The organism is Acinetobacter johnsonii ANC 3681, from assembly GCF_000368805.1.
GTDB lineage: Bacteria > Pseudomonadota > Gammaproteobacteria > Pseudomonadales > Moraxellaceae > Acinetobacter > Acinetobacter johnsonii.
In genome coordinates, this window is record NZ_KB849705.1 from 683,102 (window position 1) to 697,707 (window position 14,606).

Sequence of the window (14,606 nt, forward strand, 5' to 3'; positions counted from 1 at the left end):
TGATTTTACTGATACTGACTGGCTTGAATCAGTTGACGTGTGTAGTCAGACTGCGGTTGCTCAAAAAGCTGTTCAGTGGCTTGTAATTCCACTACTTTGGCATGTCGCAAGACCAAAATCTGTTGGCAGAGTGCCCGCACCACTTGTAAGTCATGACTAATAAACAAATAACTCATGCCCTGCTCGTGTTGTAGACGTCGTAATAACGCCACAATTGAACGCTGCGTACTTCGGTCTAAGGCCGAAGTTGGTTCATCTAAAATCAACAGTTTAGGTTGAAGCACCAAGGCTCTCGCCAAAGCCACACGCTGCCTCTGCCCACCAGATAGCTCATGTGGATAATAGTTTTTAAATGTGACAGGTAACTCCACCTGAGTTAAGACATTCTCAACACGCTGTGTCCTCTCAAATGAAGATAAAGGCTTTAAAGTCAAACCTTCTGCAATAATTTGCTCAACACTCATCCGTGGGTTCAAACTTGCGAACGGGTCTTGAAAGACAATTTGAAAATCACCGCGAAGCGGACGTAATGCCTTTTGCGAGAGTTGGTTTAAATCATGTTCTCCAAACTGGATCTTTCCTCGACTTTCAATCAGCCTTGCTACGGCCAGTGCCAAAGAACTTTTGCCTGCACCACTTTCCCCCACCACTCCCAAAGAATGCCCTTGAGCCAAGCTCAAGTCCAAAGCTTCAACCGCAGCAAGATACTGTGTCGTGCGATTAAACCAGCCTTTTTTAATCGGAAATTTAACCTCAAGTTGTTTTAAGCGGAGCAAAGGTGCTGCATCTTGTACATTAATGGCTTGACCAAAAGAATGATTGAGTAAGTTTTGAGTATAAGTAGACTGCGACTGCTCAAAAATCTGCGCAACCGCCCCTTGCTCTACGACCTTACCTTGATGGATGACCACGGCATCATCAGCATAGTGTTTCACCAAGTTGAGGTCATGGCTAATCAAAATCATGGCCATGTTATGGCGCTGTTGTAAAGACTTCAGCAAGTCTAAAATTTGAACTTGCAGCATGACATCTAGTGCCGTGGTGGGCTCATCAGCAATCAAAATATCAGGCTCTTGCACCAGTGCCATAGCAATCATGACCCGCTGGCGTTGGCCACCAGACAGCTCATAAGGAAAACGCTGCAACATACTTTCAGGATTTGGAATGCCCACATCCTCTAGCAAGGCAATCACTCGTTGCCGCGCTTGCTTTTTAGACCAGCCCTGTAACCATAAAGTCTCGGCAATGATTTTTTCTACTCGATGCAAAGAATTCAAGGCAGTCATCGGCTCTTGAAAAACCATTGCAATTTTTTGCCCACGAATCTGCCTAAATTGATCATCGCTCAGCTCGAGTAGCTCTTTTCCGTCTAACAGTAATGACCCGTACACTTGCAATGCTTTCGGCAATAACCCCATCAAGGCTAAAGCACTGATCGATTTTCCTGAACCGCTCTCTCCAACCAGTGCTAAAGTCTGCCCAGCATGTAGTTCAAAACTGAGCTGATCGACCAATACCCGTTCTGAACTGTGAATGCTCAGTGCATTCACTTTAAGTATGGAGGCTGGACTATTAGCGTCTAGGGTCAAATGCATCGCGCAAAGCCTCCCCGATATACATCAACAACGCAAGCACAATGGCCAAGCTGAAAAAGCCAGACAGTGCCAACCATGGTGCATTTAAATTATTCTTGCCTTGTAACAAAAGCTCGCCCAATGATGCCGCATCAGGCGGTAGGCCATAACCCAAGAAATCCAATGCGGTTAACGCAGTAATATTGGCAGTTAAAATAAAAGGCAGTTGTGACAGGCTAGAGCTGATTGCATTGGGTAAAATATGCCGAAAGATAATAGCTCGGTTGGTGACACCTAAACTTCGCGCGGCACGGACATAGTCTAGCTGACGGGCCCTTAAAAACTCAGCACGTACCAGTGGAACTAAAATTGTCCAACTGAATAACAGCATGATTAAAAACAGCCAGTAAATATTTGGGCTAAACATACTGACTAAAATCATCACCATGAAAAGCATGGGTAACCCGCCCCACACTTCTAAAATACGCTGCCCGATTAAATCGATCCAACCACCGTAATAACCTTGTATTGCTCCAATCACTATGCCCAGTACAGCTGAACTGAAAGTCAAAATAAAACCGAACAGCAATGAGACACGTAAACCATACAACACGCGCGCTAAGACATCACGACCTTGGTCATCTGTCCCGAGCCAATTTTGCATCGTAGGTGGTGAGGGTACTGGAACCGCCAAATCTACATTGGGAGTTTGATATGAATATTGAATTAACGGCCAAACAGCCCAACCTTTTGCTTGAATCAGCTGCTGTACCACTGGATCTTTATATTCAGTTTCAGTTTCGAAAACACCGCCAAAAGTCGTTTCTGGATAGTGTTTCAATACAGGGAAATACAAAGCATTATCATACTTAAGCAACAGCGGCTTATCATTCGCGATCAATTCTGCAGCTAAAGACAGTACAAAAACACAAAGAAATAAAATACAACAACTGAGACCAAGCTTATTTTGCTTAAATCGCTTGAAACCTGCCTGTAAAATAGGTGACATCAGCCTCTCCCTTGCGAATCAAAATGAATTCGCGGATCAATCAGCTGATACAACACATCGCCAATCAGACGTAGCAGCAAGCCCAACAAAGTAAAAATAAACAATGTGCCAAAAATCACAGGATAGTCACGCTGCACAATGGCTTCAAATCCTAATAAACCTAAACCATCCAGATTAAATATGATCTCAATAAATAAATTGCCCACAAAGAAGTAAGCGATTAAAGCTTCAGGCAACCCAGCCACCACAATCAGTATCGCATTGCGAAACACATGACCATACAACACTTGAGACTCGGTCAGGCCTTTGGAACGTGCCGTCAGCACATAAGGCTTGCCTAGCTCTTCCATAAACGAGTACTTAGTGAGATAAGTCACCGTGGCAAAGCCACCAATCACCATCGCTAAAAGCGGTAAAGCCATATGCCAAAAATAATCTTTAATTTTGCCCCATAGTGACAAGTCTGCAAAATTTTCCGAGACCAAACCTTGCAAGGGGAACCATTGGAAATAAGAACCGCCTGCAAAAAAGACAATCAGGAGAATTGCAAAAATAAACGCAGGAACTGCATAAGCCACTGCCAACAGGAGCGATGTAGACTGATCAAACACCGTGCCGTGCAATCGTGCTTTTTTAATGCCCAAAGGAATGGAAATCAGATAAATCAGTAAAGCACTCCACAGCCCCAAGGACACGGATACAGGTAATTTATCCTTAATCAATGCTGTAACAGGTTGGTCTTTAAAAAAGCTTGTACCGAAGTCCAGTTGCGCATAATTTTTTACCATTTCAAAAAAGCGTATATGCATAGGCTGATCAAAACCATAATGTGCTTTGATCTTTGCGAGCATTTCATCACTGAGTCCTTGCGCGCCTTGATAGACATTTGAGCCTCCACCTGCACCGCCCAAATTACCCAAAGTTTGCATAGCTTCCGCTTGTTGAATGGCTTGCTCAACAGGCCCACCAGGTGCAATTTGGATCACAGCAAAATTGATCAGCAAAATCAGAAATAAGGTCGGAACGATCAGCAACAGCCTTTTGAATATATACATACGCATCTCCCCCCCTATACCAGCTTATGGCTTGGCTGCCTGACCTAAATACTGACTCACCTTTTTTGCCTGTTTGGCATCACTCCACCAATAATCCAAACCGACATGCAACTGTGGACTCCGTGCCGGTTTTTGATACATGTTCCAATAGGCATACCATTGATCCGCTTTACCATAGGTCGGAATTTGATAATAACCCGCACGCAGTAATCGATCTAAAATACGCGTTTGCACGACCACTTGCTTACGATCAGGCACTTGAATCAACTGTTGAATCATCTGATCAATCACCGGATTTTGAATACCCGAATAATTATAATTTCCCACCTGATGGGCTGAAGCACTGCCCCACAGTTGCACCTGTTCTTTGCCCGGTGTCAAAGACTGTGGCATCGTTTGTAGGGTCATATCAAAATCTTGAGTCCGCATACGCTCATAGTACTGCGGTGTATCAACCTGTCGAATGTTCAGCTGTATTCCTAGGCGCTTTAGATGGCGAACAAAAGGCGTAATTTCACGTACAGCATCACTCGGCTGAATCAGAAACTCAAACTGAATCGGCTTATTTTTCCGATCTAACAGTTGACCTTTTGCATTATATGTATAGCCATTTTTTAATAAAATCTGTCGTGCGATGAGTAAATTATTTCGATTATAGCCCGATCCTTCTGAAGCTGAATAACGCCAGTTCTTTAAAACACCATCTCGCTGTACGGGATGCAATTTCGCCAAATAAGGCTTCAATATTTTGATTTCAGCAGCCGAAGGCAGACCCTTCGCCTCTAGTTCACTGTTAGAAAAATAGCTTTGCAGACGTTGATATTGCCCATAGAACATTGCTTTATTTTGCCATTCGAAATCGTAGGCATAGGTTAAAGCTTGGCGAAAATAAATATCTTGAAAAGGCTGACGACGGGTATTAAACACAAAACTTTGCGTTGGAATCGGATTGAAATGCTTAAAGCGATATTTTTTAACGAGACCTTGTTTCGCTGCGGGAAAGTTATAGGCAGTCACCCATTGTCGTGCGGACTCTTCCTCATGCAAGGTATATAAACCCGCCTTAAACGCAGTAAAAGCAATATCTTTGCTGCGATAGTACACATAACCCACGCGGTTAAAATTATAACGCCCTTGGTTGACCTTTAAATCTCTGGCCCAATAGTTTGGATTACGCTTATAAATAACCCGCTGCCCTGCATTGATTTTCTCTAAGAGATAAGGGCCTGATCCTAAAATCGGTTTGATCGAAGTTTTACTAAAATCTTTGCCTTGCCAGTCTTTTTTGGAATAAATTGGCATTCTGGCTACAATCAAAGGCATTTCCACATTATTTCGGGTTTTAAAATGCATTTTGACGCTGTATTTGGACAACACTTCGGTCTTGGCTAAATCCGACAAATACATCTGTAAGCCGAAATTGGACTTGGTTTGAAATATATCAAAACTGAACTTTACATCGGCTGCGGTAACAAGACTGCCATCACTAAACCGTGCGTTGGGATTTAAATGAAAAATGATAGCGTTAAAATTTTTCGGGTCATAGCTGACCTTTTCTGCCAGCAATGGATACATTACCGCAGGCTCATCCAAAGAACTACTCATGAGTGAGTCAAATAAATAATTGGTTCCCTCAACCGCAGTACCGCGACCATTCATGCTGTTTAAGTTATCAAAACTCCCAATGACTGCACGTGTTAATTCGCCACCCTTTGGCGCCTGCACATTGGCATAAGGCAAATGATCCAACTGGCTGTATTTTGGCGTAGCATAAGGTGCAATAAAAGGCATGGTCTGCAGTGCAGACCATGCCTTTAAAGGAATCGTTACAAGGCTGAACAGCAAGAGTGTTATTCTAACCTTCATCGGGGATTTCTCTGAAATTGCATTTCAACTCAATACTAGTTCGGCACCTTAATTACATCGCCAATGCGCAACTGCGTATTCGGTTTAATGTCATTGAGCTCAGCCAATTGCGAAGTGTCCATACCATAACGACTTGCCAGTCCAATTAAGGTATCACCACGTTTCACCGTGTACTGTGAAATCAGTTTTGGAATTTGAATGGTCTGCCCAACTTGTAAGCCCGCACGCGGACTCAGATTATTTAAACTAGCAAGCTCTGACACAGACATCCCAGCACGGTTTGCAATTGAGTTTAACGACTCACCTGACTTCACTTTATAAGCTTCAGTTGCACGGCTAGAAGTTGCTTGTGGCTTTGCTGCCACTGTTTCTGTTTTGATTGGAGCTGAATCAACATCACCTTCAATTTTTAAACGCTGACCAACACGAACATTCGCTGTACGGCTCAAGTTGTTCAATTCAGCCAAATAGTTCAGTTGCAAGTGATATTTACGCGCAATGCTATTTAGGGTTTCACCCGATTTCACCACGTGAATATCGGTTGAGTTATTACTTACAGTGGTTTGTTTTTCGACTGTTTTAGGAGTTTCAATAGTAGTCACTTCACCCGTTAATTTGAGCTTTTGACCTGCACGTAAGCCCGCTGTACGACTCATATTGTTGAGGTCAGCAATATAATCCATACCCAAATTATATTTCGAAGCAATCGCAGTTAATGAGTCCCCCGACTGAACGGTATAAGTATCTGGCACGGTTGAACCCGCAGGGATCTTAATACTTTGACCCACTTGCAAGCCGCTATTGGTTGACAGATTATTGAGATCAGCCAACTCCGACAAGCTCATCTTCGACTGTGATGCAATGCTATACAATGTGTCACCACGTTGTACTTTATAACTTTCAACTTTGAACTGTGGCTCAGCTTTGACTGGAGATGCTTTGGCACTACTTGTCGTTAAGCTTTTGACCTCATTGAGTGGCACATTAATTTTTTGTCCCACCAACAGGTTGCTGCCCGCATTTAAACCCAGTGTTAAATCTGCCAATTCTTGATTTGACAGCGCATAACGGTCTGCAATCAGTTTCAGATATTCGCCACGTTTCACCGTATACGACTGAGTTGCTACTTTAGTTTGGCTCGTAGCTTTCTCATCGTTAGTTTTTGCTCGCGATTGTGCTGTTTCTTTTAAAAAAAGCTTTTGCCCCACACGTACACCACTCGTCACGCTTAAACCGTTATAGTCAGCCAACTGTTTTAAGCTTAAACCAAACTCATCCGCGATACCGGTTAAGGTATCATTGGCACGAACGGTATAACTCTCGGGTTTAGTCTCAGCTTTCACAGTAGAACGCACTTCAACTTTTTCAGCTTGTGGTTTTGCATCATATAAATAAATTGATGTACCTACATAAAGTGTGGCATTGGCATCCATTTGGTTCCACTTCGCCACATCACGCCAGTTCACCCCATTTTTGGCAGCAATCAGCGCCAAAGTATCACCCGGTTGTACGGTATAAGTTGAACGTTTACCTTTTGGCGGCACAATCACAATTTCAGAGTCAGTCTTAACAAAGTTTTTGCCTTGATTCCGCTTCACTTCATCTGAATCTAAGCGGGTATTGTCAGCCACAGACTTTGGATAAGCAAAACCTTTGGTTAACTCTTTGCCTTGCAGTTCAGCCACTGACTGACTGGTTTGAATTGCAGTCAGCTTAATTTTACCATCCAGAGGATCTACAATTTCTGTGCCTTGAGGGGCCAAAGCTTGAATTTCAGCTACCACTTCAGCTTGTTCTGCTTTCGTCGCAACTGGTTTCAGAACTTCATCGACAGTTTTGCTTTGACCTTCGGCTTGAATTGCCGCGGTTAACTGCTCACGCTCTGCTGCTGAAATTGGTGGCTCAACGGAAACTGGTTTCACTGGGGTCGCTGGCGTAACCGCAACTGGAATACGCGGCGCACTTGGAATATCGCTATTAGCAGCAAAAGCAGCCAGTGCATTAGACCCTTTAGGCGTTGAACCACGAGGCGGCGTCGCAAGAGCAGTACTGCTCGACGACGTTACTGTAGACGAAGTGACAGGCTTTCCTGTTGTGTTTTTTGTTGTTGTCGTCGCTAAAACAGGTGGTGTAGTTTTCGACGGTGTGATCGCTTTGGTGTTTAAGGTCGGCGGTTCAATTTTGCTTGGTTGAATCGTTTGGTTATTTTCAGGCAGTTTGGTATTTGCAGATGCCCACAAGCCGCCTGAACCACCCTGTAATTTTTTCAAACGTACATCCACTGAAGGACTTAAGTCTGCAGGAATTAAAATCCGCATTGGACTTGCACCATCAATCCATTCACCACGGTGTCCCGGATTTAACTGATACAGCTCGGCACGACTTAAACCAGTAATCGATGCAACTTCATTTAGACTCACCGCGCCCACAGTAACTTCTCTAAAGTGCGGACGGTTCGCAATCGGTGGTAAATTGATGTTATAGGCATTTGGATTTTTAATGATCTGCGCAACCGCCAAGAAACGTGGCACATAGTTCATGGTTTCTGCTGGCAGTTTTAATGACCAATAGTCCGTCGGCAAACCTGCGGCTTTATTACGGTTAATTGCTTGTTGAATACGACCTGGACCTGCATTATAAGCCGCTAGCGCAAGTTCCCACGAACCAAACTGGTTATATAAACTACCCAAGAACTCATACGCAGCACGCGTTGACTCCACCACATCACGGCGTCCGTCATATTGGCTACTTTGTTTTAAGCCATAAATACGTCCAGTACTTGGAATAAACTGCCATAAGCCTGCAGCCGCAGCACTACTGGTTGCAGCAGGGTCATACGAACTTTCAATCACAGGCAGTAGAGCCAGCTCTGTTGGTAAACCGCGACGCTCCGCTTCTTTAACGGTGTGATACAAATAACGTGAAGCACGTGCACTTAAACGATCCAAATACGGTTGGCGTGAAATGAACCACCCGCGCTGTGCATCAATACGTGGATTCCAATGATCGCTGTTCATTTTAAAGCCCACGGTCATACGCTTCCAAACGTCACCGTGCTTTAACACCAACAGTCGATCCCCTTCCACCGCACGCATGTCTGTTGCAGAAAGTAAATCTTCTAAAGAATCTAGGCTATTTGCGTCTAAGTAGTTCGATCCGACTTGTTTGGATTTAGATGTTTGCGTTGCACTTTGCGTCGAGGAACAACCAGCCAGTCCAAGTGTCGCAAGTGCTGAACCGAGTACTGTAATTTTAAATAATGTCGGTAACATCGGTTGGCCAAAAATGGCAGCTGACTTATACATAAGAAAATCCAAACAACTCGTATAAAATTTATTTTTTAGATCTGCCATTGTAGTAAAGCACGCCGCAGACACAAGGCGTTAATTTAACTTGAAATCAGTATAAATGTTACAAGAAATTAAAAAAGCTGCATCTTATACACTTCTCTAGTGCATTTGCGTTATACAATGGTGCCCGCTTAGTTTTAATTTTCAGTTTACGGAAGTTGTGTATGTCACAAACAATTACCCTGTATGTCGATGGTGCTTGTCGTGGAAACCCTGGTCTTGGGGGATGGGGCGCGTACATTATTACAGAAACTGAAGAACATAAACTGTGTGGCGGTGAAGACAACACCACCAATAACCGTATGGAACTCACCGCGGCCATTGAAGGCATTCTTTTTTGCCCAACCGATGCGAAGTTGGTCGTCTGGACAGATTCAACCTATGTCAAACGTGGCATTACCGAGTGGATTACGGGTTGGAAAAAGAAAAATTGGAAAGACGTTAAAAACCCAGATTTATGGAAAAAACTCGATGCAGCCTGCCAAGGCCGTGATATCGACTGGCACTGGGTCAAAGGCCATGCAGGTCACGAAGGTAATGAAATGGCAGATCAATTGGCAAACCTCGGTGCCGATCAAACACAGGCTCAACTTCGTCAGTCTAAAACAACGACAACAGAACCATCCATAGATAAAAAAAAAGTTGAACCAGACTGGTTGTTAAACGACCCTTTTGGTTTGGGTTTCGATGACGAAGAAGTTGATAACAGCGAAGATTTAGCCGAAAGTGAAATACACGTTGCAGAACAAGAGCCAAGTTTAATGGCTGAACCAGAACTTGGCACAACGGTTGCTTCTACTGAACAAACGCCTGAAGTTGCGGCAAGTGCCGATTTAACACAACTCAAACAACATCCGCAAATTGTGATTACTCCACGTAAGGTTGAGGTCTTTGGACCTCGACAGCTCATCCTCGATACAGAGACCACGGGTTTCTATTATCAAGATGGCGATCGCATTATTGAAGTTGGTGCGATTGAAATGGTGAACAGGAAGCTCACAGGCAGCTCTATTCATATCTACATCAACCCGAAAAAACCTGTGGGCGACTCTGAAAATGTCCACGGTATCTCTGATGACTTTTTAAAAGATAAACCGCTATATCAAGAGATTGCTGACACATTATTTGCCTATCTCAAAGGTGCGGAAATCATTGCGCATAATGCAAGCTTCGATATGAACTTCTTAGACATGGAGTTCAAGCGTGCAGGATTTGTTGCGCTTTCTGAAGTTTGTGCGGTGACAGATACCCTCGCGATGGCAAAATCTAAGCATCCGGGACAAAAAAACTCACTTGATGCCTTAGTTCGCCGTTACGAAATTCCACAGCGTGACCGTACCTTCCACGGGGCCTTACTGGATGCTGAAATTCTAGCCGACGTTTACTTGGCTATGACAGGTGGTCAGGTTTCCTTTGATATGGATGCCCTGTCACATAGTGAACAACAAAATGGGCAAAGTCAGCGTCAAACACTGGATATTGAACTGGCGGTAATTCACCCTTCAGCCGAAGAACTTGAAGCACATGAGACTTGGGTCAAACAATACCAAGAAAAACATGGCACACCCTGCCTTTTTTCCAAATAAATTCTAAAGTTTTTGTTAACTTTTGTATTACAAGATTTTTCAGTTAGGCTATAGTGATGAACAAGTTGCTATGCCTTCTTTAGGCCGCATATAAACACGATAAAACACTAGGATAGGTGCAGATCAATGTCTTACCAAACCTCTATTCATTTTGATCCAACGGCGCTGCTGATAATAAAAAATGAAGTGGATAACTCCATTAAGCTGGTTGAATCAGCTGTGAGCACCTTAGCAGAAGATCAGACTTTACCTTTTGGAATTGACGACGCATTAAACCAATTTGAGCAATGTGCTCAAGTGCTTGCATTAATTGATATGTCGAGCTTGGCAAAAATTGCTGAATATTCCGCAGAGCTTATGCGCAAGATCATGAGGAATCCTGCACAGATTAATACGCAAGATGTGATTGCACTCAGCGAAGGTACGACCATGCTGAAGCGCTATATTGAATTCATTTGTTTAAGAGAAGTGAAAATTCCACAGTTTTTACTCGACACCTTAAACCGTCTTGAAATTGCACTAGCAAAATCTCTAACGCAAGAAGGTCAACACATCGAGTCCTTACTGGACTGTATTACCCCAGATTTCAGCCTCCCTCAAGCACCAAGCCTTGAAAAATCACAATATGTTCACCGCTTGTACAAGCTGTCTTTAAGCCAAATGCTGAAACAAGAAGAAAGCGAACTTGATTTACAAGCAATGAAATTGGTGGGCACTTATTTAGCGGGTCTAGCAGAACAAACGCCGAGTAAACAATATTGGAACTTGGTCTATGTTGCACTCAATCAAATTGAACAATTGCTCATTAATGAACCACGTTTACGCACTCTGATTAGCATCGAACGTAACATTGCACAGTTCTTTACTGCGCCTGAACGTTTCAAAGCTAGCCTCACAGATCTTGCCAACATTCTCAGCCTATGTATCAGCCAAGAAGACGAAGTTTCTCAACACATCCGTGGCAAACTCAATATTGGCGACGACCTACTCACAGATACGCAGCTGCAAGTTTTCAGTCGTCATCTGTATGGCCCAGATTTCGACACGATGCATACCATTAGTGATTTGGTAACCACCGAAATGTCGCAAATCCGCAATGATATTGAGTACAACTATCAAAACATGACGCCTGAGAAGACCCTAGAGCTCCAAGCAAAACTGGTCGATTTGGCGAACATCTTCAAAGTATTGAACTTAAATGAGGCGCATAATGACTTAAACCGTCAAGCAGCATCACTTAGTCAAGCAGATATGCTGAAAGATGAAGGTTTTGCGCAGCAGTTGATGAACGTGATCTTGTCGGCAATGAACTCCATTGGCGTGCTAGAACGTCACCATACTTCAAGCCGCCTACAGCTTCGTGTGAACAACATGAATATTTCACTAGACCGTTTAGATGAAGCCCATGCTGCTTTATTGACTGAGGCTAAAACTTCTATTGACTTAAGTAGTCAAGCGTTGGCGCAATATCAGCAAGAACAAGATTTAGCTGCACTTGAGAACACCCCTGTGCAACTACGTGAAGTTGCGGGCGCAATGCTGTTCTTAGGCGCTGAAAATGGTCAAACTGCTCTGAATATTTCAGCAGATTTTGTGCAACAACAAATCACGGCTGAAACTGCGCTCACTGCTGCTCAGGTGAATCATGTACTTGATGCTCTCGCAAGTGCAGATATGCTGATTGATAACTTAAAAAACAAACAGCCTGTATTACACAGTATGTTTGATGTAGCATTGGACAGTAGTCAAAAACTAAAGACTGTTGCCTAATGTCAGAACTTTCACTTGCTTATATTTTCCACCAACAGCAATTGTTGGTGGACCATAACTTTCAATTGCCTCGTGTAGAAAAGCTAGCAAGTGATTTAAGTTTTCACTCGGGTGATCAAGTGATTGCCCGAGACCTGCTAGACAATGAACCAATCCCTGATGGCTTAGAACTCATCCCAATTCGCCAGTTGCTTCCACTCTGGAGCACCAAACAATTCGAACAGGCCAGCCGAGCTATTCAACTGCTAGAATGGCGTCGCAATCATAAATTTTGTAGTCATTGCGGCCACGCCACAGAAGCACATGCCAGCGAATATGCCATGATCTGCCCTGCCTGCGGTTATCATCAGTATCCACGAGTACAACCCTGTGTTATCACCGTCATTACACGAGGTGAAGATGAAATTCTCTTGGCAAAAAATGCGCGTAATACCCGTAGCAATATGTATGGTTTGATTGCAGGCTTTGTTGAAGTCGGTGAAACTTTAGAAGAAGCGGTACGCCGCGAAACCTTGGAAGAAGTCGGCATTCAAGTCAAAAATGTTCAATACTTGGCGAGTCAGCCTTGGCCTTTTCCAAGTAACTTAATGATTGCATTTAAAGCAGAATACGCATCGGGTGAGCTTTGCTTACAAGAAGAAGAAATCAGCGATGCTCAATTCTTTAAGTTTGATCAATTGCCTGAAATTCCGTTCAAAGGCAGCATTGCACATGCCATGATCATGCATGCGACAGAAGGCACAACGCTCGCAGATGATACACGTGAGTGGCTCTAAGCTCACTCACCATCTCTACAACAAATACACTTTAAAACCTAATTAGTGCTTAAGCGCATCCTCGAGCGCCTGCATAATTTTTTGCTTGGTCGTGAAGTAACGACTAAACAAACTCGATACCGAACCAATCATTGAAATATGACCGATACGCGGCACTGTCCAAAGTTGACTGTAGTTGCCTTTTTCTTTCAACCTACGATCCAAATCAACGGCATTACTCAACCCGACGACATCATCATTCTCCGCAACCAATAGATAATGTTTAACCGTATTCGACTCAACGAAATAATATGGCATCACTTCTTGATAAGGTCTGTTCTGATCAAAAGCATCCGCACAGATCGGATCACCTTTATAGTCAAAATGATAAGGGCCTGCCAAACCAATAATGGCGGTAATTTGACTGCGGCATTGTATTTCATATGGCTTCGGATGATAGAGCGCAGACATCACATTAAACGCGCCCGCAGAATGCCCCATCAACACCACTTTTTCAGTCGAAATTTGATATTTAAGTTGATGTACATTGAGATAATTTAAAGCCAAGCTGAGATCATCAATAGAGGCAGGAAAAATATGCTCAGGCGCCAAGTGATAGTTAATCACCGCCACATCAAAGCCCTCTTTGGCAAAGGCTTCTCCAATAAAACGATAATCTTTTTTATCGCCATGCATCCATGCACCGCCATGCACAAATACAATCAGAGGACGGTGTTCACGCGGTGTTTGTGTACGAAACAAATCTAAACGATGTCGCGCACGTAACCCATAGGCCACATTTTCTTGGACCGAATAACCCTTACGCGGTGTTAAACGGTTTAAGGCATAACTACCGACATCATAAATACGAAAGTCACGATAGAGTAATCTTGCATACTCTACCGAACGATTCAGTCTTTGAACAAAAGGCTGAATCTTATTGAACATTATTTGGCTCAACTTGGTCTGGGTCTATCGCAACAGGCGTTTGCTCTGTCGGTGTTGAATTAATCATTGGTGATGCAAATGCACTGGTCGTTTGCGTCTGTTGCTCTATATTATCCACCAGTGTGATAATTTTAGTCACATTCCCCACTTGCTGTAACACTTGGTTTAAATCGGTAATTTCAGCACCATTTAAACGTCCCATCACATATAACACGCCATCTTCGGTGTGAATACGCACTTTCGCATCTGAAACAACAGCAGCTTTCATGATCAAGCCACGTGTATTTGCTGTAACTGAGGTGTCTTGCATGATGGTGCTATAACTAATTTGGTTTCCAACTGTAATGTAGTTATGCACGGTTTTGACATCCGACATCGCACGTACATTGTCTTCAGCCAACTGACGTAAGTGTTGATCAGGTACTTGTCCTGTTAATAAGACATTGCCATGAAAACTTTCGATATTGACACGTGACTGTTTAAAACGACTGTCCAATTTATATAAGTTAATTTTTGCAGTACGCTCAATTGAAGAGTCAATAAAGACCTGCCCTAATGAACGTACACCGCTTTCTGTTCCTACAGCGGCTGTTCCTGTCCCACCCGAAATGAAACTTGCACATCCAGATAAACTTGCGACGCATAATACGGTCATTGCAATACGATTGAACACTCAGCAAGACTCCTCAACTT

Annotated in this window: 10 protein-coding genes; 3 read left to right on the top strand and 7 right to left on the bottom strand. The window is 43.4% G+C overall.

The window, feature by feature from the left end:
* Nucleotides 1-5: 5 nt before the first annotated feature.
* From F946_RS07510 to F946_RS07530, 5 genes are read right to left on the bottom strand one after another with little or no spacing between them, the layout of a single operon-like run.
* Nucleotides 6-1,595, bottom strand: a complete 1,590-nt coding sequence (locus tag F946_RS07510; RefSeq protein WP_004980779.1) for an ABC transporter ATP-binding protein — start codon at nucleotides 1,593-1,595, stop codon at nucleotides 6-8.
* Nucleotides 1,573-2,583 (bottom strand): ABC transporter permease, encoded by a 1,011-nt coding sequence (locus F946_RS07515; RefSeq protein ID WP_004980782.1) that lies wholly within the window; start codon nucleotides 2,581-2,583, stop codon nucleotides 1,573-1,575. The genes F946_RS07510 and F946_RS07515 overlap by 23 nt, the downstream gene beginning before the upstream one ends.
* Nucleotides 2,583-3,644, bottom strand: coding sequence for a microcin C ABC transporter permease YejB (yejB, locus tag F946_RS07520; RefSeq protein ID WP_035326609.1), 1,062 nt, complete (start codon nucleotides 3,642-3,644; stop codon nucleotides 2,583-2,585). The genes F946_RS07515 and yejB overlap by 1 nt, the downstream gene beginning before the upstream one ends.
* Before the next feature lie 18 nt (nucleotides 3,645-3,662).
* Complete coding sequence (locus F946_RS07525; protein WP_004980785.1) at nucleotides 3,663-5,504, bottom strand: extracellular solute-binding protein; 1,842 nt, start codon at nucleotides 5,502-5,504, stop codon at nucleotides 3,663-3,665.
* A gap of 35 nt (nucleotides 5,505-5,539) precedes the next feature.
* Nucleotides 5,540-8,809 (bottom strand): LysM peptidoglycan-binding domain-containing protein, encoded by a 3,270-nt coding sequence (locus tag F946_RS07530; RefSeq protein ID WP_004980787.1) that lies wholly within the window; start codon nucleotides 8,807-8,809, stop codon nucleotides 5,540-5,542.
* A gap of 209 nt (nucleotides 8,810-9,018) precedes the next feature.
* Here F946_RS07530 and dnaQ point away from each other — a divergent pair, with 209 nt between their 5' ends.
* From dnaQ to nudC, 3 genes are all read left to right on the top strand, one after another.
* Entirely contained in the window at nucleotides 9,019-10,440 is a 1,422-nt protein-coding gene (gene dnaQ / locus F946_RS07535) for a DNA polymerase III subunit epsilon (protein WP_004980789.1), read from the top strand.
* Between the two features lie 126 nt (nucleotides 10,441-10,566).
* The gene (locus tag F946_RS07540) at nucleotides 10,567-12,210 is read left to right on the top strand and encodes a hypothetical protein (RefSeq protein ID WP_004980790.1); all 1,644 of its coding nucleotides are present in this window, start codon (nucleotides 10,567-10,569) and stop codon (nucleotides 12,208-12,210) included.
* Entirely contained in the window at nucleotides 12,210-12,986 is a 777-nt protein-coding gene (nudC, locus tag F946_RS07545; protein ID WP_004980792.1) for an NAD(+) diphosphatase, read from the top strand. The genes F946_RS07540 and nudC overlap by 1 nt, the downstream gene beginning before the upstream one ends.
* Before the next feature lie 42 nt (nucleotides 12,987-13,028).
* Here nudC and F946_RS07550 read toward each other — a convergent pair whose 3' ends face one another.
* Both F946_RS07550 and F946_RS07555 read right to left on the bottom strand, forming a co-directional pair.
* A complete protein-coding gene (locus F946_RS07550; RefSeq protein ID WP_004980795.1) occupies nucleotides 13,029-13,913 on the bottom strand; it encodes an alpha/beta hydrolase in 885 nt (294 codons plus the stop codon).
* Entirely contained in the window at nucleotides 13,903-14,586 is a 684-nt protein-coding gene (locus tag F946_RS07555; RefSeq protein ID WP_004980798.1) for a BON domain-containing protein, read from the bottom strand. Before F946_RS07555 ends, F946_RS07550 begins: the two co-directional genes overlap by 11 nt.
* Between the last annotated feature and the right edge of the window lie 20 nt (nucleotides 14,587-14,606).

What these genes read in the sequence shown, in the direction of transcription:
- nudC (WP_004980792.1), top strand. Translation starts at nt 12,210, where the DNA reads ATGTCAGAACTTTCACTTGCTTATATTTTCCACCAACAGCAATTGTTG.
- dnaQ (WP_004980789.1), top strand. Translation starts at nt 9,019, where the DNA reads ATGTCACAAACAATTACCCTGTATGTCGATGGTGCTTGTCGTGGAAAC.
- F946_RS07550 (WP_004980795.1), bottom strand. Translation starts at nt 13,913, where the DNA reads ATGTTCAATAAGATTCAGCCTTTTGTTCAAAGACTGAATCGTTCGGTA.
- F946_RS07515 (WP_004980782.1), bottom strand. Translation starts at nt 2,583, where the DNA reads ATGTCACCTATTTTACAGGCAGGTTTCAAGCGATTTAAGCAAAATAAG.
- F946_RS07540 (WP_004980790.1), top strand. Translation starts at nt 10,567, where the DNA reads ATGTCTTACCAAACCTCTATTCATTTTGATCCAACGGCGCTGCTGATA.
- yejB (WP_035326609.1), bottom strand. Translation starts at nt 3,644, where the DNA reads ATGCGTATGTATATATTCAAAAGGCTGTTGCTGATCGTTCCGACCTTA.
- F946_RS07525 (WP_004980785.1), bottom strand. Translation starts at nt 5,504, where the DNA reads ATGAAGGTTAGAATAACACTCTTGCTGTTCAGCCTTGTAACGATTCCT.
- F946_RS07530 (WP_004980787.1), bottom strand. Translation starts at nt 8,809, where the DNA reads ATGTATAAGTCAGCTGCCATTTTTGGCCAACCGATGTTACCGACATTA.
- F946_RS07510 (WP_004980779.1), bottom strand. Translation starts at nt 1,595, where the DNA reads ATGCATTTGACCCTAGACGCTAATAGTCCAGCCTCCATACTTAAAGTG.